A 25856-nucleotide genomic window follows, 5' to 3' on the forward strand; every position below is an offset into this window, starting at 1 on the left:
TACGCCTTACAGATTGAGGTTCACGATGAGGTTGCCGTATTGGTCGGCGCGTGCCTGCTGACCGGGCAGCACCACGGTGGTCGAGCTCATTTCCTCGATCACGGCCGGCCCGGCCACCGGCACGTCCACGGGCAACAGCGCACGGCGGTAAATCGGCGTATCTGCCCAGCCGCCGGTCTCGAAATAGACCGCGCGGCGTTCTTTGATGGCGCAGGCCAGGCTCGTTCCTCCGGCCACGCGCGCCATGGGGGCCCGCGGCACCAGCCCCACCGCCCGCACGCGCAGGTTGACGATCTCGACGGTGCGTCCGGCGGCGTCGTAGCCGTATTCGCGTATGTGCGCCGCGCCGAACGCAGCTACGAACTCTTCCAGCGCCATGAGCGTCATGCCATCCAGCGGCACCGGAATCTCGAAATTCTGCCCTTCGTATCGGGCCTCGAGCACGGCGGTCAGGCGCTGCGCCGGCTCGGCCACTCCTTCATCGCTCAGCCAGGCGCGCGCCTTGGCTGCCAGCCCCGACAGCGCATCCTGCACAGCCGCCCATCCACCGGGCGTGGCGTGCGCCATAAGCGTTTGCACGAAATCCATCGAAATGTCCGAAAGCAGGATGCCGCGCGCACACATCGTGCCGGGCTCTTGCGGAATGAGCAGCGTGCCGATGCCGCAATCGCGTGCCAGTTCCGCGGCATGCAAGCCACCGGCTCCGCCGAAGGCGCACAGCGCGAACTTGCGGATGTCGTATCCGCGTTCGGTAGATACCGCGCGCACGGCGCGGGCCATGTTCGAGTTGGCAATGCGCAGAATGCCGTATGCGGCTTCTTCCACGCTGAGTCCCAACGGGTCGGCGACCTGCGCCTGCATGGCCGCCCGCGCCGCGTCGGCATGAATCGCCATGCGACCTTCGAGCAGCGTCACGGGGTTGAGCCGGCCGAGCACTACGTGGGCATCGGTAATCGTGACCACCGTGCCGCCACGGTTATACGCAATGGGACCGGGCACCGCGCCCGCGCTTTGCGGACCCACCTTCAAGGCGCCGGCGTCATCGATGCGGGCGATGCTGCCGCCGCCGGCGCCGATGACGTGGATATCCACCATCTGGGTCTTGACCGGGTAGTCGGCCACCAGCCGGCTCGATGTGAACAGCGGTTGCAGGTCTGCCACCAGCGATACGTCGGTGCTGGTGCCACCGACGTCAAAGGTGATCAGATTGGGAAAACCTGCGGCGCGGCCGAGCTCCGCGGCGCCGATTACGCCGGCCGCCGGGCCCGATACGCAGGTGCGCACCGGCGCCGACAATACGGAATCCACCGACATGAGGCCGCCATTGGAATGCACGGTGGCGGGCTCGGCGCCCACCCCCATGTTCTTCACCGAGCTCACCAGGTTGCGCATATACCCGGACATGCGCGGGCCCACATACGCATTCAGCACGGTGGTGGACATGCGCTCGTACTCGCGGAATTCGGGCAGGATGCCGCTGGATACGCTCAAGTACACACCCGGCAGGTGCTCGGCCAGTATGTCGCGGGTGCGGCGCTCGTGCGCGTCATTGCGATAGCTGTGCATAAAGCAGATCGACACCGACTCGATCTGCGCGGCCGCCAGCTGGCGCGCGACGGCAAGCACTTCGTCTTCATCGAGCGGCTGCAGCACCGATCCGTCGGCCGCTACCCGTTCGGTAATTTCAAAACGCCATTCGCGCGGCACCAGCGGAGCCGGCTTGACGATGTTGTAGTCGTACAGGTGGGGCCGCGTCTGACGGCCGATTTCAAGCACGTCGCGAAAGCCGCGCGTGGTCACCAGCGCGCTGCGCGAACCCCGGCGCTCGATCACCATGTTAGTGGCGACGGTGGTGCCATGGCCGACATGTACCAGCTCGGGGCCGGCGACGGCATGTTCCTGCATCAGGTGCGCCAGTCCGGCCTGGATGGCCTCGGCGGGATCGTGGGGTGTGGAAGGCACCTTGAAATAATGCAGCTCGCCGCTGTGCTCTGCCAGCAGGGTGAAATCAGTGAAGGTGCCGCCGACGTCGAAGCCGACGCGAAAGCGGCGGGCGTCCGGGGCAGGGGGGGTCTGGGTCACGAAAGGCCTCCAGCGTGCGGGCGCGCAGCGCGCCAAAAATGGAATGCCCGCATCCTAGCGAGACCCTATCATTCGGTCTAATCAAACATTTGCATTGTTTGTTATCACTAAAGTAAATGACGCTCGCCGCAAACTAGTATGCGTGCGACTCGGGGGGCGGCGCCTGCTCGAACACCATGCCTTGCGCCTTGCACACCTTCAGGATTTCTTCGCGCAGCCAACGGTGCGCCGGCAGGTTGTCCGAGCGTTCGTGCCACACCAGATTGACGGTGCGGTGGGCAAACGGAAAAGGCGCTTGCACGGCTTCGAGCAGGTGGCTGTACGGGCTGTTGCGCACCGTGTTGGCCGGTACCACGCAGATCAGGTCGGTTTCGGCCAGCAGGCGCGGGGCCAGTGCGAACTGGTTGATGGTCAGCACGACATTGCGCCTATGGCCATGCGCGGCCAGCTCATGATCGATCAGCGCCACCGAGCCCAGCAGGCTCACCATCAGGTGACGGGCCCGCAGGAAGCTGTCCAGTGTCAGCCGGGGCTGGGCCAGCAATGGGTGGCCCTTGCGCATCGCGCATACATAGGTCAGGGTTTCCAGCGGCAGGGTACGCAAAGATGACCCGAAATTCGAATACACGCCGGCGGCCATGTCGACTTCGCCTTTTTCCAGCAGTATGCCGGCGTTGTCCAGAGAGTAAGGGTGCAGGTGGATGCGAATATTCGGCGCCACCTGCTGCTGTTCCACAAACAGCGGCCGAATGACCTGGTCCGCCACGTAATCGGACATCGCCAGCCGGAACACGGCCTCGGAACGGGCAGGATCGAATTCGTTATGTTTAAGCGTGTCGGCAATGCGGGCCAGCGCGTCGCGGATGGGTGGCCACAATAATTCGGCGCGCTGTGTGGGCAGCACGCCGCCCGGTACTTTGACGAACAGTGGGTCTTGCAGCGTGAGCCGCAACCGGTTGATGGCATTGCTGACGGCCGGCTGCGTCATGTGCAGCAGGACCGCCGCGCGGGTCACGTTCCGTTCGGTCATGACCGCATCGAAAATGCGCAGCAGGTTCAGGTCGATGGCGCCGAGCATACCAGGCCTATTATCAATATATTTGATGATTGCGTATTTTAATTGTTGATTGGAAATATAACGATAGACCGCTTAACCTTGCCCACGTCGTGAGCAGTTCTGCACCAACGAGGGGGGATCCGACTATGGTCAAGCACCTGAAATTCCTGGCCGCCGCCTGCCTGGCGGCCTTCAGCGCCGCGCCGGCAGCCGCCGCGGACAACTTTCCCAGCAAGCCCATCACCATCATCCTGCCGTACGCCACCGGCGGCTCGGCCGATATGCTGGCCCGCTTTGCCGCGCAGGCCCTGCAATCCGAGTTGGGCCAGCCCGCCATTGTGGAAGCCAAGCCGGGCGCCGGCGGCGTGTTGGGCACCGAATACGTGGCCCGCGCCGAACCTGACGGCCATACGCTGGTGGTGACCGCCAGCGGCACCATGGCCGTCAACCCGTATGTGTACAAGCTGCGCTACAAGCCGCTGGAAGATTTCCAACAGGTCACCGTGCTGGTAGACCTGCCTTTCGTGGTGGTCACGAACAACGAGTTTCCCGGCAAGAACTTGCAGGAATTTATCGAGTACGGCCGCAAGAACCCCAACGGCATCACCTTCGGCAACGCCGGTCTGGGCACCCAGCAGCACCTGACGCAGCTGATGTTCGCGCGCGCCGCGGGCATCGAAGTGAACATCGTGCCGTACAAGGGCAGCAGCCCTGCGATGAATGATTTGCTGGGCGGCCATATCAACGCCTTGCTCGACAACACTGGCGTGCAGACACCATTTATCAAGGCGGGCAAGGTGCGGCCATTGTTCGTGACCAACCCGGAACGCGTGGCCGCGCTGCCCGACGTGCCCACGGCGGCAGAGGCCGGCCTGCCGGGGTTTTCGGCCGTGGCGTGGTTTGGCCTGGCTGCGCCCAGCGGCACGCCTGACGCCGTAGTCGAAAAGATCCAGCAAGCCCTGGCGCGTGAATTCGGCAAGCCTGAAATGAAGCAGCGGCTGCTCGATCTGGCCATGATTCCGCGCGTGTCCACGCCCGCCGAAACCACGGCCCGCGTGCAGCACGACCTGAAAACCTTCGGCAAGATCGCCAAAGAGATCGATCTGCAGCCGATGTAGGCGGCCACCGGCAAGTCCCGCGCCCCGCCTACAATGGGGCTTTCCGGAGACCTGCCCTTGATCGAAGCCTTGCCCTGGATCAGCGCCGCGGCGGCGGTGCTGGCCTTCCTCGTTGCACTGAGCCTCTGGCTGCGGCCTTCCGGGCACGCGCGCCTGGCCGACCGCCTTGAACACCTGGAAAGGGCGCTGCGCGCCGATCTTGACGAAAGCCACCGGGGCCTGCGTGCAGAGTTTGCCGAATCCACGCGGGGTCTGCGCGCCGAGCTGGCGCAGGGCCAGGAAGCGCTGCGCGCCGCCTTGTCGCGCGATGCGCAGGCCGCGCGCGCCGAATACGCCGAATCGCTGGGCCGTTTTGCCGCGCAGTTCAGCGAGCGCCTGGAAGGCCTGGTGGCGTTGAACGACCGCCGCATGCAAGACGTGCGCCAGACGGTCGACCAGCGTCTGCAGGCCCTGCAGGCCGACAACGGCGCACGGCTGGATGAGATGCGGCGCACGGTAGACGAGAAGCTGCACGCCACGCTCGAGCAGCGGCTGGGCGAGTCGTTCAGGCTGGTGTCGGACAGGCTCGAGGCGGTGCACAAGGGCCTGGGCGAAATGCAGGCGCTGGCTGCCGGCGTGGGCGATCTGAAGCGCGTGCTTACCAATGTGAAATCGCGGGGCACGTGGGGCGAAGTGCAATTGGCGCGCCTGATCGAAGACACCATGACGCCCGATCAGTACGCTGCCAATGTCAAGCCGGTGCCGGGCAGCGACGCCACCGTCGAGTTCGCCATCCGCCTGCCCGGACGCACGGTAGGCGGCGCGCCCGTGTGGCTGCCTATCGATGCCAAGTTTCCCAAAGAAGAATACGAGCGCCTGATGGATGCCTGCGACGCCGCGGACGCCGATGCCGAGCGAGCGGCCGGCGCGGCGCTGGCGCGCGCCATCGAGCAGCAGGCACGCCAGATCTCGGCCAAGTACGTCGCCCCGCCGCACACCACCGATTTCGCCATCATGTTTCTGCCCACCGAGGGCCTGTATGCCGAAGTCCTGCGCCGCCCGGGCCTCATCGACAAACTGCAGGCCCTGCGCGTCAATGTGGCCGGCCCGAGCAACCTGGCGGCCATGCTCAACAGCCTGCAGATGGGATTCCGCACCCTGGCCATCGAACAGCGGTCTTCCGAGGTGTGGCAAGTTCTGCGCGCGGTAAAAACCGAGTTCGCCAAGTTCGGCGAGTCGCTGGCCAGCGTGAAAAAGTCGCTGGATTCGGCCAGCAACAAGCTCGGCCAGACCGAAGTCCGCACCCGCGCCATGCTGCGCAACCTGAAAACCGTCGAAGCGCTTTCCGACGCCGAGGCCCACAAGCTGCTGGGCGAATCGACCGACGCCGAACCCAAGCCTCCACTGCTTTAGCCGAGGCAGACGCCGTTTGCCTCGGTTGTGCCGGGCCCGCGAGCAGGCGGCCGGGCCTGCTGCCACGGGAATGCCATGGTGGCGTGTTGGGCGGCGGGGCAGCCGGCGCAGCCGGCCGAGGGCGCCTGCATGCGTCCGAGCCCGACGCACGTACGCCACCATGGCATTCCCGTGGCAGCGGGACCCCACAACGCCAAGCCCGCTGCACCACAGACCCCCCGCGTCAGGTACAGCGCCTTGCACCACCTGCCGAAAAATGCTAACGGTGACACATCGCCTCGCCATCTGCCCGGAGGCCCTATGCCGCCGTTCGCCACCCATGCCGTCGTCAACCAGGTAGCGCCCCTGGAAGACTATTCCCTGTATGAAACCGACTTGGTCTTGCGCCAGGCCGTACAGCGCGAAGGCGCCGCAGCCTACGAGTCCACGCTGCGCGAGCATGGCGCCTGGCTGGGCCGCGCATCCACCCTGGCCGCCGGCGAGCGCGCCAATCGCTGCCTGCCCCGCTGGCTGGGCTACGACCCCAACGGCCATCGTATCGATCAGGTGGAGTTCGACCCGGCCTGGCATGCGCTGATGTCAGGCATCGTGGCGCGCGGCCTGCACAGCCACGCCTGGCTGCAGCCGGCTCCGGGCGCCCAGGCCGCGCGCGCGGCCGCTTACCTGATGCAGGGCCAGGTCGAGGCGGGCACTTTGTGCCCCACCACCATGACCTACGCAGCCGTGCCCCTGTTGCAGCAAGAGCCGGCGGGTGTCATCGATTTCGCGCAACACTGGCTGCCGGCCCTGGCTTCGCACGACTACGATGCTGCCGACGCGCCCCTGCCCGGCAAGCGCAGCGCGCTGATAGGCATGGGGCTCACCGAAAAACAGGGCGGCTCGGACCTGCGCGCCATTACGACCCGCGCCGAGCCCGTCGCGCAGGGCGGTCGCGGCGCGGCATACCTGCTGACCGGCCACAAGTGGTTCTTTTCGGTGCCGCACGCCGATGCTCACCTGGTATTGGCCAATACCGATGCCGGCCCGGGGTGCTTCTTCGTGCCGCGCTGGACGCCGGACGGCCCTCGCAACGCCGTGCGCATCCGGCGTCTGAAAGACAAGCTGGGCAATCGCAGCAATGCCAGCGGGGAAGTGGAGTTTGAACAGGCCTGGGGCATGCTCATGGGCGAGCCGGGCAGGGGCCTGGCCTTGCTGCTGCAGATGGCGGCCACCACCCGACTCGATTGCGTGCTGGGCAGCGCGGCGCTGTTGCGCCAGGCGGTGGTCCAGGCCGCGCATCATGCTGTGCATCGCCACGCATTCGGCCAGGCGCTGGCTCGGCAGCCGCTCATGCTTCACCTGCTGGCGGACCTGGCGCTGGAAAGCGAGGCGGCCACGGTGCTGGCCGTGCGCCTGGCGCGCGCCGTCGACGAACGCGACCAGCCCGCCTCGCGGGCCTTGGTGCGCGTGGGCACGCCCGCCGCCAAACTGTGGGTATGCAAGCGCGCCATCGCCGCCATTGCCGAATGCATGGAAGTCTGGGGCGGCAACGGTTACGTCGAGACGGGGCCGCTGGCGCGCCTGTACCGCGAGGCGCCTGTCAACTCCATCTGGGAAGGTTCCGGCAACGTCATGGCGCTGGATGTCCTGCGCGCCTTGCAGCGCGACGGCGACTGCCTGGCCGCCTTGCAAGACGAACTGGACCCGGCCCGTGGCGCCTATGCCGACTTCGATCGCTGCTGGGCCGACTGGCAACGGCAGGCGGCGCGCCTGGCGGGCGACGCGGCCGGGCAGGCCCAGGCGCGCGCTCTGGCCGCCGGGTTGGCGCGATTGTGGCAGGCCGCGCTGCTGATACGCCACGCGCCGGCCGCGGTCGCCGACGCCTTCGTGGCCAGCCGGCTGGCCGCACCCGCAGGTATCGCCGGCGAATTGCCGCCCGGGGCGGACGCCGCCGCCATCGTGGCGCGGGCGTGGCCGGCGATCTGCTAAATTGCGTCTAGTTTTCTCACCAACGACGCGCACTCGCGCGCCCGGCACATATGCTCACGCAACAACAACTCAAGCAACAGTCCGCCGACGCGGCGCTGGCTTTTATCGAACCCCTGCTCGGCCCTGACGTCGTCATCGGCGTGGGCACCGGATCCACCGCCGACCTGTTCATCGATGGCCTGGCCCGCTTGCGCGGCCGCCTGCGCGGCGCCGTGGCCAGTTCCGAACGCAGCGCCGCGCGCCTGGCCGGGCATGGGCTGGATGTGCTGGATCTCAACGATGTGCAGGCCATGCCGGTCTACATCGACGGCGCCGACGAAATCGACGCCCGCCTGCATATGATCAAGGGCGGCGGCGGCGCGCTCACGCGCGAGAAAATCGTGGCGTCGGTGGCCGATCGCTACATCTGCATCGCCGATGAGTCCAAGCTGGTCGAGCGGCTGGGCGCCTTTCCGCTGCCCATCGAAGTCATTCCCATGGCGCGCGAAGCGGTGGCGCGCGCCGTGGTCGCGTTGGGCGGCCAGCCGCGCCTGCGCGACGGGTTCGTTACCGACAACGGCAACATCATCCTGGATGTGGCCGGCCTGCACATTGACGACGCGCCCGGCCTGGAAGCCAGGCTGAACAACCTGCCCGGCGTCGTAACTTGCGGTCTGTTCGCCCAGTCGGGCGCCCACGTGGCGCTGCTGGCCACGCAGCAGGGCATACGCGAGCTTCACCGCCCCTGAGCGCGGCGCGCGCTTCGGCGGCCGCCTTGCCCGCCGCCGGGGCGCGATTCATAATCCTGTCATATAGAAGTCATAACCTTGCGGGTCGGCAGGCCCATATGCTTGCGCTCGAACAGGGGGTCGCCATGTACACACCTACGCAGGGAGTCCGGATGACGGAGCACACCAACAAACAATTCGACGCCGATCTGCAAAGCGTCCGTTCGCAGTTCTTGCAAATGGGCGGGCTGGTCGAAGCCATGATCCAGGAGTCGGTCGAAGCCGTCCCCACCGGCGATCTCGAACTGGTCGAGAAGGTGCGCGAGCGCGAAAAACAGGTCAACCGCCACGAAGTCGAGATCGACGAGCGCATCAGCCTGATCCTGGCGCGTCACCAGCCCACCGCCATCGACCTGCGCACCTTGCTGGCGGTGTCCAAGATGCTGACCGACATGGAACGCTCCGGCGACGAAGCCGAGAAAATCGCCAACGCCGTGCGCCGCATGTACGAGTCGGAACAACGCCATATTCCGGTCATCGAACTGCGCCACATGGCGCTCAGCGTGTCGCGCATGTTGCACAACGCGCTCGATGCGTTCGCCCGCCAGGATCCGATCCTGGCCGCCCAGGTGGTGCGCAGCGACAAGGAAGTCGACCGCGAATGGAAGGGCACGCTGCGCACCCTGATTACCTACATGATGGAAGACCCGCGCACCATTTCGCGTGCCATCGACATGGTGTTCATCGCGCGCGCGCTGGAACGCATCGGCGACCATGCCAAGAATATGGCCGAACGCGTTATTTATATGGTGAAGGGCGCAGACGTGCGCCATACGGGCGTGAAAAACACCGAACGCCTGGCCCGCGGCGAAGACGATACCGCGCCGCCCCAGCCGCCTGCCGGCGAGTCCTGACACCTTGCGTGCCGGGCCCGGGTGGCCCGGGTTTGCAGGGCATGACCCGGCGCCGGCAGCGCCGGGTTTTTTGTTGCCGCTGCCGTCGTCAGGCCGAAGGCGGCACGAAGCCCTGGGCTTCGACGCTGCCGTCTTCGAACAAGTAGCGTTCCATTTGCTGTTGCAGATACTTGCGCGCGCGCGAGTCGGCCAGGTTGAGGCGGTTTTCGTTGACCAGGCGCGTCTGGATCTGCTTCCATTCTTCCCAGGCTTCTTTGGACACGCTCTGCCAGATGCGGGTGCCCAGTTCGCCGGGGTACGGGGGGAAGTCGAGCCCTTCGGCTTCGCGCTTCAGTTTTACACAGTTGACGGTACGGGACATGGTCTGCTGCCGATAATCAGTGATAGACAGGCCATTTTAGCGGCCTGGCGCATTTGGTGCGCGGGCGGCCCGGCCGGCGGCCGCCCGCCCGTTACAGCTTCTTGATGAAAACCAGGCTATTGCGCGAGCGGTTGTAGTTGTTCTGCTTCTCGCGCGGCAGGTCGGTCAGGCCGCCCCGCACGAACCCGCGCTTCATGAACCAATGCGATGTGCGGGTGGTCAGCACGAACAGCCGGCGCGCGCCCATGGCGCGGGCGCGCGATTCCATGTGACGCAGCAGCATGTCGCCTTCGCCCGACCCCTGCCATTCGGGGTGCACGATCAGGCAGGCCATTTCGGCCATATGTTCATCGGGGTACGGATGCAGCGCCGCGCATCCATAGATGACCCCGTCGTGCTCAAGCACGGTAAAGCGCTCGACTTCGCGCTCGATGACGCTGCGCGGGCGCGGCACCAGGGTGCCGTCGGCTTCGAGCGGCTCGATCAGGCTCAGGATGGCGCCTACGTCGTCCAGCGTGGCCGGGCGCAGGTCATCGAGCGTGTCTTCGACCACCATGGTGCCCACGCCATCGTGGGTGAAGATTTCGAGCAGCACGCTGCCGTCCAGCGCGTAGGGCACCAGGTGTGCGCGCGCCACGCCGCGCTTGACCGCCAGCGAGGCGTGGCGCAGGTAGAAGGCCGTGTCTTCGTCAAGGTCGCCGCGCGCCAGCAGCGCGTCGGCGTCCGCGCGCGCCAGTTCGGTGTCTACGCTGCCGTCTGCGCTCAGCACGCCGTTCGAGCTGGACAGGAATATCAGCTTCTCGGCGCGCAAGGCCACGGCCACGCTGGTGGCCAGGTCTTCCATGGCCAGGTTGAAGGCGTCGCCCGTGGGCGAGAACCCCAGCGGCGACAGCAGCACCACCGAGCCTTTCTCGATCGCGAACTTCAGGGCGTCCACGTCGATCTTGCGCACCTGGCCGGTGTGCATGTAATCGATGCCGTCGACCACGCCGGTAGGGCGCGCCGTGACGAAATTGCCCGAAATGACGCGGATGTGCGAATGCGACATCGGGGTATTGGGCAGCCCCTGGCTGAACGCCGCCTCGATGTCCAGGCGGATTTCCCCCGCGGCCTCTTTGGCGCATTCGAGCGCGGCCGCGTCAGTGGGGGCCAGCCCACGGCCGAACTGCTGGGTGAAACCTTTAAGGCGCAGTTGTTCATTGACTTGCGGGCGCGAGCCATGCACCAGCACCAGGCGCACGCCCAGGGCGGACAACAGCGACAGGTCTTGCACCAGCGCATTCAGCGCGCCCGCCTGCACGAGCTCGCCGCCAAATGCCACCACGAACGTCTTGCCGCGAAACGCGTGCACATAGGGGGCGACTTCGCGAAACCATCGGACGAACTGCGCGGCGGCGAATTCTGGGGCTTCCTGGGCAGAGACGGTATCGGCTTCCTGGTCGGGCATGATGGGCGAGGGGGCTTCCTGGATGGATAGGGCGCCTGGGGCGCGGTCGGCGCCGTCCGTGCATCACGACGGCGCTGGCGGAAATTATATGACCGCCGAAGGCCCCAGGCCGCCCTACAGCGTGCCCGGATACATGCCGCCGTCCAGCACCAGGTTCTGGCCGGTCATGTAGCCGGCCTGGGCGCTGCACAGAAAGGCGCAGGCGTCGCCGAACTCGGCCGGGTCGCCGAAGCGGCGCGCCGGGACGCGCTGCTCGCGTTCGGCCATGATGTCCTGCACGCTGCGCCCGCTGTCGCTGGCCGCCCTGGCCGCCGTCTGGACCAGGCGGTCGGTGGCGAAGGGGCCCGGCAGCAAGTTGTTGATGGTGACGTTGTGGGCGGCCACCTGGCGCGCCAGTCCCGCCACGAAGCCGGTGAGCCCGCTGCGCGCGCCATTGGACAGGCCCAGGATGTCGATGGGCATCTTCACCGCCGCCGAGGTGATGTTCACGATGCGGCCCCAGCGGCGTTCTATCATGGTGTCTATGGTGGCGCGGATCAGCTCGATGGGGGTGATCATGTTGGCGTCCAGCGCGGCGATCCAGTCGTCGCGGGACCATTCGCGGAAGTCGCCGGGCTTGGGGCCGCCGGCGTTGGTCACCAGGATGTCGGGATCGGGGCAGGCGGCCAGGGTGGCGGTGCGGCCGGCTTCGGTGGTGATGTCGGCCACCACGGCCGTGACCTGTGCGCCGGTCTGCCGCCGTATGTCGTCTGCGGCCGCTTCCAGCGCCTCGCGGCCGCGCGCCAGCATGATTACCTGCGCGCCTTCGCGCGCCAGCGACAGGGCGCAGGCGCGGCCCAGGCCCTTGCTCGATGCGCACACCAGGGCGCGCCTGCCTTCAATTCCCAGATCCATTGCGGTGCTCCAGAGTTCGCCGCCCAGCGGGCGGCATCGCAAATTTTTATAATAGGCGTTCAAAGGATAATCCGTACATGCCCGAAGTTTCCCGCCCAACCGCGCGCGGCGCCGCGCCGCGGCCCGAGCGGCCCATCCCTGCCATCACGTACCCCGAAGACCTGCCCGTCAGCGCGCGTCGCGACGAGATCGCGCGCGCCATCGCCGCGCACCAGGTGGTCATTGTCAGCGGCGAGACCGGCTCGGGCAAGACGACACAGTTGCCCAAGATCTGCCTGGAGCTCGGTCGCGGCCGCCAGCGCATGATCGGCCACACGCAGCCGCGCCGCCTGGCCGCCACCTCGGTGGCCAAGCGCATCGCCGAAGAGCTCAACAGCCCGCCTGGCGAAATCGTGGGCTACCAGGTGCGCTTCAACGATCGCACTGGCCCGAACGCGTCGGTCAAGCTGATGACCGACGGCATTCTGCTGGCCGAGTCTCAACGCGATCCGCTGCTGCGCCGCTACGACACGCTGATCATCGACGAGGCGCACGAGCGCAGCCTGAACATCGATTTCCTGCTCGGGTACCTGAAACAGTTGCTGCCGCGGCGCCCGGACCTGAAGCTCATCATTACGTCGGCCACGATCGACGCCGAACGCTTTTCCGCGCATTTCGGCGCAGGGCCGGACCGCCCCGCGCCCGTCATCGAAGTATCGGGCCGACTGTATCCCGTCGAGGTGCGGTACCGGCCGGTGCGCGTCGAGAACGCCGATGAAGAGCCTGCGTCGCGGCCCAAGCGCGAACGCCTGGACGGCGACGAAGAGCGCGACCTGATCGACGCGATTGTCGATGCGGTCGACGAGTGCGCGCGCCACGGTCCGGGCGACATTCTGGTGTTTCTGCCCGGCGAGCGCGAGATCCGCGAATCTGCCGAGGCGCTGCGCAAGCACCATCCGGCCGGCACCGAAGTGCTGCCGTTGTACGCGCGCCTGTCACAGGCCGAGCAAGAGCAGATTTTCCGCCCGCGCACCAATGCGCGCCGCATCGTGCTGGCGACCAACGTCGCCGAAACCTCGCTGACGGTGCCCGGTATCCGCTATGTCATCGACAGCGGGCTGGCGCGTGTCAAGCGCTATTCGTGGCGCAACAAGGTCGAGCAGTTGCGCATCGAGCCCATCAGCCGCGCGTCGGCCAACCAGCGGGCAGGCCGCTGCGGGCGCGTGGGTCCGGGCGTGTGCATCCGCCTGTACGACGAAGCAGATTTCAATTCGCGCGCGCCATTCACCGACCCGGAAGTGCTGCGCTCGTCGCTGGCCTCGGTCATTCTGCGCATGAAGTCGTTGAAACTCGACGAAATCGAGGAATTTCCGTTCGTGGAGCCGCCTCCCGGGCGCGCGATTGCAGACGGCTACCACTTGCTGCAGGAACTGGGCGCGATCGAGCCGGTTGCGGCCGGCGCGGCGGACGCCGAGGCGGATGCGCCGCGCACCGGCTCGGCCTACGCCCTGACGCGCGTGGGGCACGAACTGGCCCGGCTGCCGGTGGACCCTCGCATCGGCCGCATGATCCTGGCCGCGCGCGAACACCAATGCCTGGCCGAAATGCTGATTATTGCTTCGGCCCTGTCGGTGCAGGACCCGCGCGACCGTCCCATGGCCGAACGCGAGGCGGCCGAGGCGGCGCACGCCAAGTTCTCCGACGAAAAATCCGAATTCATTTCCTTCCTGAAGCTCTGGCGCTGGTACGGCGAGCAGGTGCAGCACAAGGCGTCGCAGCGCAAGCTGGTGGCCCTGCTGCGTCAGAATTTCCTGTCGCCGGTCCGGCTGCGCGAATGGCATGATGTGCATACGCAGCTTGCCGCATTGGTGGGCGAGCAAGGCTGGCGCGTCAACCAGGCCGAAGCCACTTACGAACAATTGCACCTGGCGCTGCTGGCGGGGCTATTGGGCAACATCGGCTTCAAGGGCGAAGAGGGCGGCCTGTATCGCGGCGCTCGCGATATCCGTTTCCATATTCATCCGGGCTCGCGCCTGGCCAAAAAGGGCGGGCGCTGGATCATGGCGGCCGAACTGGTGGAGACCACGCGCCTGTACGCGCGTTGCGTGGCGCGTATCGAGCCCACCTGGCTTGAACGGGCCGGTGCGCACCTGCTGCGGCGCAACTGGTCGGACCCGCGCTGGGAAAAGAAAGCCGGGCAGGTTGTCGCCAACGAGCGCGCCACGCTGTACGGGCTGGTCGTCTATTCAGGCCGCCGCGTGCATTACGGACGTGTCAATGCGGCGCATGCGCGCGAGCTCTTCATACGGCAGGCCCTGGTGCCCGGCGATATCGACACTCGGTTGGCGTTTGTCGCGCACAACCGCAAGCTCATCGCCGGCATTGAAAAGCTTGAGCACCAGACGCGTCGCCCCGACATTCTGGTCGACGACGAACTGATTTTCGCCTTCTACGACCGGCTGCTGCCCGCCGATATCTCGCAGACGGCGTCGCTCGAGAAATGGGTGCATGGGCTGGACAAGGCCGCCGCCGCCGCGCTGATGCTGACGCGCGAAGAGTTGATGCGCCACGAGGCAGCGGGCGTCACCACCGATGTATTTCCCAAGCAGGTCGAGTGGCAAGGCGTGTCCATGGCGCTGGACTACCATTTCGAGCCGGGCTCGCCGCGCGACGGCGTGACGCTGTCGGTGCCGCTGTTCGCGCTGAACCAGCTCGATCCGGCGCGCTGCGAGTGGCTGGTGCCTGGCATGCTCAAAGAAAAGGTGCACCTGCTGCTGAAGTCGCTGCCGCAGAAACTGCGTCGCCATTGCGTGCCGCTGCCTGACTACGCCGCCGGCTTCTACGAACGCTGGTACGACCGGCTCGACGATCCGCAAACCGGGCTGGTCGACGCGCTCATTGCCGACATGTGGGCGCAGGTACAGGTGCGGCCCGCGCCGGGGGATTTCAAGCTCGAAACCTTGCCTGCGCACCTGTTCATGAACTTCAAGGTGGTCGACGAGCACGGCCGCATGCTCGCCGCCGGGCGCAACCTGGCGCAACTGAAGGCCGAACTCGGGAAGCAGGCGCAGGCCACCTTCCAGCAACTGGCCGTGCGCGACGCGGGCGTGGCGCAAGCGCTGTCGCACGAAAACCTCACCTCATGGTCGTTCGGCCCGTTGCCCGAAATCATGGAGATCAAGCGCAAGGGGCAGTCGGTCATCGGCTATCCGGCGCTGGTGGATCGCGGCACCCACTGCGACCTGGATGTGTTCGACGACCCCGGCGAGGCGCGGCGCCATCATCGCGCCGGGCTGTTGCGGCTGTTCCGGCTGGGCCTGCGCGACCAGGTCCGGTTCCTGGAAAAGAACCTGCCCGATCTCACCAGAATGAGCATGCTTTACATGAACCTGGGCACGCAGGAAGAGCTGCGCGACCAGATCATCGACTGCGCGCTGGCGCAGGCATGCCTGGCCGAGCCATGGCCGGCGGATGAGCCGTCGTTCGAGGCTCGCCGCCAGGACGGCAAGGGTCGCGTGGGCCTGTTGGCCCAGGAAGCCGCGCGGCTGGCGCACGCCGTCCTGGCGGAATACGGCGCGCTGCAGCGCAAGCTGCCGCAGGCCAAGCCGCATGCGGCGGCCTATGCCGACCTGCAGCAGCAGATCGGCGCGCTGGTTCCGAAATGGTTCTTGCGCGACACCCCGCATGCGCAGCTGGCGCATTTTCCGCGTTACCTGAAGGCCGCGCAGGCCCGCATCGACAAGCTGCGCGCCGACCCGGCGCGCGATGCCCGGCTGATGTCCGAGATGGCGCCGCTGCTGACGCAATATCAACGCGCCCGCGCCGCCCTGAAGGGCGCGCCCGATCCCAAGCTGGACGAGTTCCGCTGGCTGCTCGAAGAATTGCGCGTCGCCTTGTTCGCGCAGGAACTGCGCACGCCGATGCCGGTGTCGGTAAAGCGATTGATGAAAACGTGGGAATCGCTACGGCGATAGGCCAGTCCGCAGCCGGCCACGGGCCATGGCAGCGGGCAGCGTCGGCGCCTCGGGCAGTATCGGTGTCTGACACCCTTCGGGAGTCAGACACCGTCTGCGCTGTGCTTATATCGCACGCGCAACGGCATTGATCGGTGTCTGACTCCCGAAGGGTGTCAGACACCACCAGCGATGCGCTTGCATCGCACGCGCAACGGCATTGACCGGTGTCTGACTCCCGAAGGGTGTCAGACACCACCCGCGATGTGCTTGCATCGCACGCACAACGGCATTGACCGGTGTCTGACTCCCGAAGGGTGTCAGACACCACCCGCGATGTGCTTGCATCGCACGCGCAACGGCATTGATCGGTGTCTGACTCCGGAAGGGTGTCAGACACCGCCAGCGATGTGCTTGCATCGCACGCACAACGGCATTGATCGGTGTCTGACTCCCGAAGGGTGTCAGACACCGCCAGCGATGTACTTGCATCGCACGCACAACGGCATTGACCGGTGTCTGACTCCCGAAGGGTGTCAGACACCACCCGCGATGTGCTTGCATCGCACGCGTAACGGTATTGACCGGTGTCTGACTCCCGAAGGGTGTCAGACACCACCAGCGCTGTGCTTGCATCGCACGCACAACGGCATTGACCGGTGTCTGACTCCCGAAGGGTGTCAGACACCTTGCCAGGAAGGGAAGCGTCTGGCGGCTAGTCCAGCAGCGTGGTCTTGTCGACCAGTTCGTCTTTGCCGTAGAACTTCACGCCGATATGGATGCGGTCGCGGCCCTGTGCGCGGCGGTGGCGGTTGGTGTCGCGCAGCGAGTACACGCAGCCGCAGTATTCCTGCTGATAGAAGTTTTCGCGCTTGGCGATTTCGATCATGCGTTGCGAGCCGCCGCCCTTGCGCCAGTTGTAAGTCCAGTACACCAGGTCATCGTAGCGGGACGCCGCGCGTTCGCCGCAGCCGTTGATCTGGTTCATGTCTTTCCAGCGCGAGATGCCCAGCGAGCTGGTGATCGTGTCGAACCCATGCTCGTGCGCGTACAGCGCCGTGCGCTCGAAACGCATGTCGAAACACACGGTGCAACGTTCGCCGCGCTCGGGCGTGTGTTCCAGGCCCTTTACCCGTTCGAACCAGTTATCCATGTCGTAATCGGCATCGATGAACTCGATGCCGTGCTGCTCGGCAAAGCGGATGTTTTCCTGCTTGCGGATCTCGTATTCTTTGACCGGATGGATGTTCGGGTTGTAGAAAAAAATCGAATAGTCGATGCCCGAGGCTTGCATCGCTTCCATGACTTCGCCGGAACAGGGCGCGCAGCAAGAGTGCAGCAGCACCTTTTGGCGGCCGGCGGGCAGTTCGAGTTGAGGGCGCACGAATTCGGACATGGACAACGCTATTGCTGCGGTAAAAACCCTTATTTTACGCTGACTTGCCCTGTGGTCCAGGGGGGGCATCCGGGGCATCGCCCAGCACCTGCGTCCACAGCTCGCTGACGGCGGCGCGCTCTTCGGTCAATTGGTCTTGCGGCACGCGGGCTTTTTCGATGCCCTGCAGGCGCAATTGATGCTGCATGCGGCGCAGCGTGCGGTAGGCGTCGCCGGCGCGCTGCGCGAGCCCGGCCGAAATCAGGCCCGCCTCGGCAGCCAGGCGCAACAGGGCGATATTGCCCAGGTTATTGACCAGCACACGGTGCGTGGCTGCATGGCACAGCACCAGATACTGTGTCGCGAATTCCACATCGACCATGCCGCCGCGGTCGTGCTTCAGGTCGAAGTCGCCGCTGTGGTTGGGGTGTCCCGCGCTGATCTTGTCGCGCATGGCCAGTACTTCGGTGCGCAGCGCTGCCGTATCGCGGGGCTGCACAAGCACTTCCGCGCGAATGCGCTCGAAGCGTGCTCCCACGGCGGTGTCGCCGGCCGCGTAGCGGGCCCGGGTCAGGGCCTGGTGTTCCCAGGCCCAGGCGTGCTTTAACTGGTATTGCTCGAACGCCTCGACCGACACGGCCAGCAGGCCGGCCTCGCCGTCGGGCCGCAGGCGCAGGTCGGTTTCGTACAGCCGCCCCGACGACGTCATCGTCGAGAGCCAGGACGTCATGCGGCGGCCAAGCTTGGCATAGACCTCGGCGGCGTCCTCGCGGGGGTCGTCAAACAAGTACACCAGATCCAGGTCGGACGCATAGCCCAGTTCTTTGCCGCCCAGCTTGCCGTAGGCGATGACCGCAAAGCGCGGTTCGGCCCCGGGCACGCGGTTGACCAGGGGCCACACGCGCCGCACGGTCTCGGCCAGCAGCATGTCCGCCAGTGCCGATAGCTGGTCGGCCAGCTTCTCGACAGTCAGTTGCCCTTCAAGGTCCTGCGCCAGCAGTTGAAAGCTGACCTGCCGCTGTATGTCGCGCATCAGGTTCATCTGCCGCTCGATATCCGGATCGCCGTCGGGCAGTACGCAGGCGTCCAGGTCGGCGGCCAGCTGCCGGGCCAGCTGTGCGAAATCCACCGATTCGAACAGCGTGCGCCAGTCGATCAGGCTGTCGAGCAGCAAAGGAGACTGGGTGAGGTTCTGCGCGGCCCAGGGGCTGGCAGCCACCATGCGCGCCACGCGGGCCAGTGTGTCGGGATATTCGGCCAGCAGCGCCAGATAGGCGCTTCGCTGGGCTATGGTCTCGATCAGGTCGAACAGGCGTATGGCGGCTTCGCGCGGGGCCGGCGTCTGCAGGGCCGCCTGCACGGCGGCGGGCAGCAGGGCATCGAGCCGCCGCCGGCTGCTGTCGGGCAGGGCGCGTATCCGATGGCTGTCCAGCAACGATTCCGCGCGCCTGAGCAGGTCATCGGCCTCGTCTCCGAACGCCTGGCGTATCTGCATGGCCAGGCGGCTTTCGGCGTCGTCTGCCGCCGGCGCCGGGCAGCCAGGCGTGGCGCAGGGCGAGGCGCCGGGCGCGTCGTCACCTCCCACGCCGGCCAGGCGGAAGGCATTGCGGAACATGCGGGACACAAAGCCCCGGTGTGCGGCCAGGGTGGTTTCGAACGCGTCTGCGTCCATGCCGAGGGCGGCGGCCAGGCGTGCGCGCTGCGCGGGGTCCCCGGGCAACAGATGGGTCTGCTCGTCTTCACGGTATTGCAGCACGTGTTCCACGCGGCGCAGGAACCGGTAGGCCGCCTCCAGGTTCGCGGCATCGTCGGGGCTGACCAGGCCGGCGTCGCGTTCGGCATGCAACGCGGCCAGCAGGCCGCGCCTTTGCAGGGCCGGCATGCGTCCGCCGCGCACCAGCTGGAACAGCTGCACCACGAATTCGATTTCGCGGATGCCGCCGTCGCCCAGCTTGATGTTATGGGCGGTATCGACGCCGTTGCGCGCCAGGGCGCGCCGCTGCCAGTCCTGGCGGATCCGTTCGCGCAGCGAGCGCAATGACGACAGGGCGTCGAAGTCAAAGTATTTGCGGTACACAAAAGGCACGCGCAGGCTCTCGAGCTGGCGCGCCTGCGCTGCGCAGTCGCTGTCCGGAAATGCCTGCGCCGGAATCAGGCGCGCTTTCAGCCATGCATAGCGTTCCCACTCGCGGCCTTGCGCCACCAGGTAATGCTCCAGCGCATCCAGGCTCCACGCCGGGGGGCCGGCGTCGCCGTCGGGGCGTAGCCGCAGATCGGTGCGAAACACCTGCCCATGGGCATCCACCTCGGACAGCACGGGCATCATGCGGCGCGTCAGGCGGCCATAGAACTCGTGGTGGCTGATGCGGCGGGGCCCCTCGGTTTCGCCTTCCTCGCCATACAGCATGATCAGATCGATGTCCGACGATACATTCAGTTCGCAACCGCCGAGCTTGCCCATGCCCACGATCAGCATTTCCTGAGGCGCGCCGGTGGCGGGGTCGCGCGGCAAGCCATGCACCTGGGCCAGCTCGGCGGCCACGCTGCGGTAGGCGGCCGCCACCGCCAGGTCGGCCAATGCCGACATGGCGCCCACCACTTCTTCCAGGCTTGCCTGGCCGGCCACGTCGCGCACCATCAGCGCGGTGAACACCCGTTCGCGCAATCGGCGCAGGACCTCGCGGCATTGGTCCACCGGCAGCGTTTCAGGGGCTTGCGGGCCTGCCAGTTCGGCCTGCCAGGACGCCAGCGCATTGGGCGTGACAGGATGGCGTGCGGCGCTTTCGAGCCACGCTGCCAGATCGGGATGCGCATCGACACGGCGGCGCAGGTAGCCCGACCAGGCCAGGGCAGGGGCAAGCAGGGAAGCAGACATGGGGATGGAAGGCAGACGGAAAGGCGCGTTTCAGGTATAAGGGGACGATACCCCAAGACGCCATATCCTGCCCACTCTTCTGTGTCTCTGCCCGCCAAAGCCGCCCGGTTTCTTTTATGGTTTGCCCTGGCCGCCTATCTCATCGCGGCCGTCTTGCTGCTCGGCTTGCGGTACTGGGTACTGCCGCAGATAGACCATTGGCGCCCGCGCATCGAAGCCTATGCCAGCCAGGCGCTGGGCGCGCGGGTCGAGATCGGCAGCCTGGCTGCCGACTGGCGCGCGCTGAACCCGTCGCTCACGCTACACGGACTGACCATCTATGGCGAAGACGCGACGCCCGTACTGATGCTGCCGTCGGTGTCGGCGGTGCTGGGCTGGCGCAGTGCATTGACGCTGTCGCCCACACTGCTGAGCCTGCGCATTGAAGGCCCGGAATTGCAGTTGCGGCGCGACGCGGGCAATCGCCTGTGGGTGGCGGGCCAGTCGATCGCCCTGGACGCCGGACAAGATGCGCGTGGCTCGTCGCGCCTGTTGCATTGGCTGGGCGCGCAACGCGATCTGGCGCTGCTCAACGCCACGGTGCATTGGCAAGATGATTATCGCCAGGCGCCGCCGGTCACCTTTGAACAGGTAAGCCTGCGCGTGTACAACGGCGCGCTGTCGCACCGTTTTGCGTTACGTGCCGAACCTCCCGCGGAACTGGCGCGCGATGCGTCCGTGCGCGGCCGTATCGCGCGTCATGCGCTCCTGGGCGGCGGCTGGACGGGCGAACTGTATGCCGAAATCAATGATGCCGAGCCTGCGGCATGGGCCCCCTGGCTGCCCGTGCCGCAGATTGCGGGGCGCGGCGCCGCGCGCGCCTGGGTCGATCTGGACGACGGCGCGGTCACCGGCATGACGCTGGATACGGTGGTGCGTGGCGTGCGTTGGCACGCGGCCGACCGTTCGACGTGGGTGGGCGTAGACGAAGGCGCGTTGCGCCTGCAGGGCGCGCCGGGCGATGTGGTGCGATTGGCCGACGTCGCCCTGGTGCGCGGCGAGCCCGAAGCCGGCCTGGCGGTGCGCGGTGAACTGACGGGCTTGCGCGCCCATCTGCCGCAGGTTTTCGACCCCGCCTTGCTGCAGGCCGATACCGTTCGGCTGGACGCCAGCGTGCGGCGCCCGCAAGCCGAGCCGGCGGTGGTCGATGTGCGCCAGCTCGATATCGTCAATGCCGATCTCGACGCGCGCCTGCACGGCCGCTGGACCAGCCAGGGCAAGACCGCCGCCGGCACGGCCGAGATCGGCGGCAACCTGGCCCGCGCGGCCATGCCGGCCATCTACAAGTACCTGCCGCTGGAGGTCAACGCCGACGCCCGCGAGTGGCTGGCCAGCGGGTTGCCCGCCGGCCAGGCCAGCGACGCGTCCGTCACCGTCAAGGGTGATCTTGATGATTTTCCTTTCGAAGACCCGGGCGACGTGGGCGAGTTCCGCATAGCGGGCTCCTATGCCGGAGCGGTCGTCGATTATGCGCCGGCGCACGGCAATACCAAGGGCTGGCCGCGGCTCGAGAATCTTTCGGGCCGTTTCGCCGTGGACAAAGTCAGCCTGTCGCTCGACAGCCCGGGCGGGGGCGTGGTTCATACGGGCAACGGGCAAACGGTTACGCTGGGCGCCGTCACGGCGTCTATTCCCGACATGGAGCACGCGTCTACGCTGTTCGTCGATGGGCAGACGGCCGGTCCGGTGCCGGCCTACCTGGCGCTGGCGCACCATTCGCCGCTGGGAGAATTGCTTGATGGCGCCCTGGATACGGCCGAAGGCTCCGGGCCGTGGCAGGTTGCGCTGAAGCTGGAAGTGCCACTGCTGGACGCCGAGGAAACCAAGGTGGACGGTCGCATCACCTTCAACGACAACACGTTCCGCTTTGTGCCGCAAATGCCCGAGCTGCGCAATCTGCGAGGCGACTTGCGTTTTTCGGAGCTGGGGCTGCATACGGATGGCCTGCATACCGTGTTCCTGGGCGGCCCGGCCACCATAGCCGGCAAGCTCGAACAGGACGGCGACGCCTTGCGCGTGTCCGGCACGCTGCCAGCGCAAGGGCTGGCCCAATGGGGCGGCAATGCGGTGCTGCGGCGCCTGTCGGGCCAGACGCATTACCGGGGTCTGGTGGGCTACGGATCCGACGGGGCCTTGGATATTACTGTGGAGTCCGACCTGGCCGGACTGGCGGTCGACATGCCCGCGCCGGTGGGCAAGAAAGCGAACGAAACGCGGGCCCTGAAGGTACGTTGGCAACCGGTCGCGTCTGCCGCGGGCAGGCGCGACCGACTGTCGGCCAGCCTGGGCGCGGCGTTGTCGCTCGTGCTTGAGCACGAGCGCTCGGCGCGCGCAGCGCCTTATTTTTCGCGCGGCGCGCTGGGCGTGAACCGTCCGGCGGCACTGCCGCCATCGGGGCTGGTTGCCGATATACAGTGGCCGGACATCGATCTCGACGCTTGGGAAGCCATCGCGGCCGAGGCAGACCCGCCCGGGCCGGCAGGCAAATCGGCGTCCGGCCGCAGCCAGCTTGTTCTGCCGCCGCTGAACCGCGTCTTCCTGCAAGCCGATAAACTGCATACCGGCGATTGGACGATCGACAAGCTGAGCCTGAACGCCGTGCGGCCCAAACCCCAGCACTGGCAGGTTACGCTGGACTCGCGCCAGGCCGCCGGTTCGCTGGCCTGGCAAGAGGCTTCCGGCGCCATCGCCGGCCAGGTTACGGCGCGCCTGACTCACCTGGCCCTGGGCGACCCGGACAAGGCCGACACGGCCGACCCGCCCACCCAGAGCGACGATCTATCCGATATCCCCGCCATCGATTTGCGGGCCGAGCAGTTTTCGCTGTATGGCCATCCCCTGGGCACCCTGGAAGTGCAGGGCACCAACCTGGCGCGCGGAAAGTCCTGGCGCCTGGACAAGCTGCGCATATCCAATCCGTCAGCCACGCTGGACGCCACCGGTAATTGGCGCCTGGCCGGGGCCGATCGCGGGCTCACCGTGGATGCCGTGGGCGACTTCAAGAACCTGGGGGCTTTCCTGGACGGCATGGGCATGCCGCAGGTCATGGTTGACGGCCATGGCACGGTCACAGGCAAGCTGACGTGGCACGACTTTCCATGGACCCACGACCTGGCCAAGATTGAAGGCGAAGCGCGCGTCAGCCTGGACAAGGGGCGCCTGCTGAAGGTGAATTCGCGCAGCGCGCGCCTGCTGGAGCTGCTGTCGCTGCAGTCGCTGCAGCGGCTGGCCAAGTTGGAGTTCAACCCCGCCAACCTGGTGCGCGACGGCTTTCCGTTTGACACCATCCGCGGCGACATGGCGCTGGGCCGCGGCATCATGCACACCGAGGGTTACAAGTTGATCAGCCCCGTGGCCACCATCGTGCTGGCGGGCGACACCGACATCGTGACCGAGCAGTGGAACCTGCACGCCGCGGTGATCCCCAATCTGGATGCCAGCGGCGCCGCGATGGTCACCGCGCTGGCCGTGAATCCGCTGATCGGGCTGGGTGCATTCTTGACGCAGTGGCTGCTGAAACACCCGCTGGCCCACGCCATGACCATGGAATATACCGTTACCGGCCCTTGGGATGACCCCAAACTGCAGCCGGTGGAAACCAAGCCGCCGCCCAAGCCGGGCCCGGTCGAGGGTTTCATCGAGCATTGAACCGGCCCGCCGAGCCGGCCGCCGGCGCCTGATGAACCGCGCGGGCCGGCGTGAACGGGCAACCGCTGCCCGGCAACTCGCGGATGCCGGGCAGGGCGCGCGTTATTTCTTCATCATCTCGAAGAATTCGGCGTTGGTCTTGGTGGCGCGCATCTTGTCGAGGATGAACTCCATCGACTGTACTTCGTCCATGTCGTGGATGAACTTGCGCAGCACCCAGACTTTCTGCAGCAACTCGGGCTTGATCAGCAGCTCTTCGCGGCGCGTGCCCGACTTGTTCAGGTTGATGGCCGGATAGACGCGCTTTTCGGCCAGGCGGCGTTCAAGGTGGACTTCGGAGTTGCCGGTGCCCTTGAATTCTTCATAGATGACTTCATCCATGCGGCTGCCGGTTTCGATCAGCGCCGTGCCCAGGATGGTGAGCGAGCCGCCTTCTTCGAGGTTGCGCGCCGCGCCGAAGAAGCGCTTGGGACGCTGCAGGGCATTGGCGTCCACACCGCCGGTCAGCACCTTGCCCGAGGCCGGCACCACCGTGTTGTAGGCGCGCGCCAGGCGGGTGATGGAATCCAGCAGGATCACCACGTCTTTCTTCATTTCGACCAGGCGCTTGGCCTTCTCGATGACCATCTCGGCCACCTGGACGTGGCGGGTGGCCGGCTCGTCGAAGGTGGAGGCCACGACTTCACCGCGCACGGTACGCTGCATTTCGGTGACTTCTTCGGGGCGCTCGTCTACCAGCAGGACGATCATTACCGCGTCCGGGTAGTTGGTGGTGATGGCGTGCGCAATGTGCTGCATCATCACCGTCTTGCCCGACTTGGGGCTGGCCACGATCAGGCCGCGCTGCCCTTTGCCGATGGGCGCGAAGATGTCCATGATGCGGCCGGTGAGGTTTTCTTCGCTCTTGATGTCGCGTTCGAGGCGCAGCGGCTGGTTGGGATGCAGCGGCGTCAGGTTCTCGAACATGATGCGATGCTTGATCGCCTCGGGCGCCACGCCATTGACCTTGTCGACCTTGACCAGGGCGAAATAGCGCTCGCCGTCTTTGGGGGTGCGGACTTCGCCTTCGATGGAGTCGCCCGTGTGCAGGTTGAAGCGCCGGATCTGCGACGGCGAGATGTAGATGTCGTCGGTGCTGGCCAGGTACGAGGTTTCGGGGGAACGCAAAAATCCGAAACCGTCGGGCAGTACTTCCAGCACGCCGTCGCCGAAAATCTGCTCGCCCTGCTTGGCCCGCCGTTTCATGATGGCGAACATGAGCTCTTGCTTGCGCAAGCGGTTGGCGTTTTCGATTTCCAGGCCGGCGGCCATTTCCAGCAGCTGCGAGACGTGCAGCGCCTTCAGTTCATTAAGGTGCATCGCGGTGAAAGGGGGATATCAGAGAAGGGCTTTGGCGGCGGGCCACGGACGGGCCCGCGCGGCATATGGGCGCCGGCAGTGCCGGCGCACGGGATTCACGTAGTTTACAACGCGCCGTCCAGGAAGGCGGTGAGTTGCGATTTAGACAGCGCGCCGACCTTGGTGGCGGCTGCCTGGCCATTCTTGAACAGCATCAGGGTGGGAATGCCGCGAATGCCGTACTTGGCCGCGGTATCCTGGTTTTCGTCGACGTTGAGCTTGGCGACCGTCAGGCGGCCGGCGTATTCGGCGGCGACTTCTTCCAGGATGGGGGCGATCATTTTGCACGGGCCACACCAGGCGGCCCAGTAATCGACCAGCACCGGCTGGCTGGACTTGATCACATCGGCCTCGAAGCTTGCGTCGCTGACGTTCTTGATTTGCTCGCTCATGGTGATTCTCGGTTCAGCAGCATGGGCCGCGCGGGCGACTCTGCCGTTTTCGGTTTGTTCTGGATGGATAAAAACAAGGATTCAAGCATACCACTGTTGATAACAACAGGGGTCGCCGCTTTTGTGTAGGATGTGGCGGCGCGGCCCCGGGGCATCGCCGGCCTGGTAGGCGCGGCAGCCGGGCTGCAAGCACTCCATGGTACCGAATTCGGGCGTGGTCAGGTCGTGCGCATCCCACCTCAGGCCGCGCAGAATCT

Annotated in this window: 16 protein-coding genes; 7 read left to right on the plus strand and 9 right to left on the minus strand. The window is 66.3% G+C overall.

Features of this window, described 5'->3' with window-relative positions; genetic code table 11:
* Positions 1 to 6: 6 nt before the first annotated feature.
* Together CAL19_RS05970 and CAL19_RS05975 are read right to left on the minus strand one after the other, a co-directional pair.
* A complete protein-coding gene (locus CAL19_RS05970) occupies positions 7 to 2082 on the minus strand; it encodes a hydantoinase/oxoprolinase family protein (protein WP_094796251.1) in 2076 nt (691 codons plus the stop codon).
* 133 nt (positions 2083 to 2215) lie between these two features.
* A complete protein-coding gene (locus CAL19_RS05975; protein ID WP_026639399.1) occupies positions 2216 to 3160 on the minus strand; it encodes a LysR family transcriptional regulator in 945 nt (314 codons plus the stop codon).
* A 125-nt stretch (positions 3161 to 3285) separates the two neighbouring features.
* Between CAL19_RS05975 and CAL19_RS05980 the strand changes: the two genes are divergently transcribed.
* The 5 genes from CAL19_RS05980 to phoU all read left to right on the plus strand — a co-directional run bounded on the left by CAL19_RS05980 (position 3286) and on the right by phoU (position 9238).
* Positions 3286 to 4257, plus strand: coding sequence for a Bug family tripartite tricarboxylate transporter substrate binding protein (locus CAL19_RS05980; RefSeq protein WP_094796252.1), 972 nt, complete (start codon positions 3286 to 3288; stop codon positions 4255 to 4257).
* Between the two features lie 57 nt (positions 4258 to 4314).
* Positions 4315 to 5649, plus strand: a complete 1335-nt coding sequence (gene rmuC, locus CAL19_RS05985) for a DNA recombination protein RmuC (protein WP_419670189.1) — start codon at positions 4315 to 4317, stop codon at positions 5647 to 5649.
* 300 nt (positions 5650 to 5949) lie between these two features.
* Positions 5950 to 7617: an isovaleryl-CoA dehydrogenase gene (locus tag CAL19_RS05990; protein ID WP_094796253.1), complete on the plus strand. Its 1668-nt coding sequence runs from the start codon at positions 5950 to 5952 to the stop codon at positions 7615 to 7617.
* Positions 7618 to 7667: 50 nt separating this feature from the next.
* On the plus strand, positions 7668 to 8345 hold the full coding sequence (rpiA, locus tag CAL19_RS05995) for a ribose-5-phosphate isomerase RpiA (protein WP_094796254.1): 678 nt from the start codon (positions 7668 to 7670) through the stop codon (positions 8343 to 8345).
* A gap of 152 nt (positions 8346 to 8497) precedes the next feature.
* A complete protein-coding gene (gene phoU / locus CAL19_RS06000; protein ID WP_094796255.1) occupies positions 8498 to 9238 on the plus strand; it encodes a phosphate signaling complex protein PhoU in 741 nt (246 codons plus the stop codon).
* 88 nt (positions 9239 to 9326) lie between these two features.
* Here the strand turns inward: phoU and CAL19_RS06005 are convergent, their stop codons facing one another.
* The 3 genes from CAL19_RS06005 to CAL19_RS06015 all read right to left on the minus strand — a co-directional run bounded on the left by CAL19_RS06005 (position 9327) and on the right by CAL19_RS06015 (position 11940).
* Positions 9327 to 9599 (minus strand): oxidative damage protection protein, encoded by a 273-nt coding sequence (locus tag CAL19_RS06005; RefSeq protein ID WP_026639404.1) that lies wholly within the window; start codon positions 9597 to 9599, stop codon positions 9327 to 9329.
* A gap of 91 nt (positions 9600 to 9690) precedes the next feature.
* Positions 9691 to 11046 carry an amino-acid N-acetyltransferase gene (gene argA, locus CAL19_RS06010; RefSeq protein WP_038852256.1) on the minus strand — a complete coding sequence of 452 codons (1356 nt, stop codon included), beginning with the start codon at positions 11044 to 11046 and terminating at the stop codon, positions 9691 to 9693.
* Between the two features lie 114 nt (positions 11047 to 11160).
* Positions 11161 to 11940 carry an SDR family oxidoreductase gene (locus CAL19_RS06015; protein WP_094796256.1) on the minus strand — a complete coding sequence of 260 codons (780 nt, stop codon included), beginning with the start codon at positions 11938 to 11940 and terminating at the stop codon, positions 11161 to 11163.
* A gap of 77 nt (positions 11941 to 12017) precedes the next feature.
* Here CAL19_RS06015 and hrpA point away from each other — a divergent pair, with 77 nt between their 5' ends.
* Positions 12018 to 15893, plus strand: a complete 3876-nt coding sequence (hrpA, locus tag CAL19_RS06020; protein ID WP_094796257.1) for an ATP-dependent RNA helicase HrpA — start codon at positions 12018 to 12020, stop codon at positions 15891 to 15893.
* A 694-nt stretch (positions 15894 to 16587) separates the two neighbouring features.
* On the opposite strand, the gene CAL19_RS06025 is transcribed toward hrpA, so the two are convergent.
* Both CAL19_RS06025 and glnE read right to left on the minus strand, forming a co-directional pair.
* Positions 16588 to 17268, minus strand: a complete 681-nt coding sequence (locus tag CAL19_RS06025) for an epoxyqueuosine reductase QueH (RefSeq protein ID WP_026638364.1) — start codon at positions 17266 to 17268, stop codon at positions 16588 to 16590.
* A 34-nt stretch (positions 17269 to 17302) separates the two neighbouring features.
* Positions 17303 to 20122 carry a bifunctional [glutamate--ammonia ligase]-adenylyl-L-tyrosine phosphorylase/[glutamate--ammonia-ligase] adenylyltransferase gene (gene glnE / locus CAL19_RS06030; RefSeq protein ID WP_094796415.1) on the minus strand — a complete coding sequence of 940 codons (2820 nt, stop codon included), beginning with the start codon at positions 20120 to 20122 and terminating at the stop codon, positions 17303 to 17305.
* 81 nt (positions 20123 to 20203) lie between these two features.
* Between glnE and CAL19_RS06035 the strand changes: the two genes are divergently transcribed.
* A complete protein-coding gene (locus CAL19_RS06035; protein ID WP_249276257.1) occupies positions 20204 to 23809 on the plus strand; it encodes a YhdP family protein in 3606 nt (1201 codons plus the stop codon).
* Positions 23810 to 23911: 102 nt separating this feature from the next.
* On the opposite strand, the gene rho is transcribed toward CAL19_RS06035, so the two are convergent.
* A complete protein-coding gene (gene rho / locus CAL19_RS06040; protein ID WP_026638361.1) occupies positions 23912 to 25168 on the minus strand; it encodes a transcription termination factor Rho in 1257 nt (418 codons plus the stop codon).
* A gap of 104 nt (positions 25169 to 25272) precedes the next feature.
* On the minus strand, positions 25273 to 25599 hold the full coding sequence (gene trxA / locus CAL19_RS06045; protein ID WP_026638360.1) for a thioredoxin TrxA: 327 nt from the start codon (positions 25597 to 25599) through the stop codon (positions 25273 to 25275).
* Between the last annotated feature and the right edge of the window lie 257 nt (positions 25600 to 25856).

This window comes from Bordetella genomosp. 7 (genome assembly GCF_002261265.1).
GTDB lineage: Bacteria > Pseudomonadota > Gammaproteobacteria > Burkholderiales > Burkholderiaceae_B > Bordetella_A.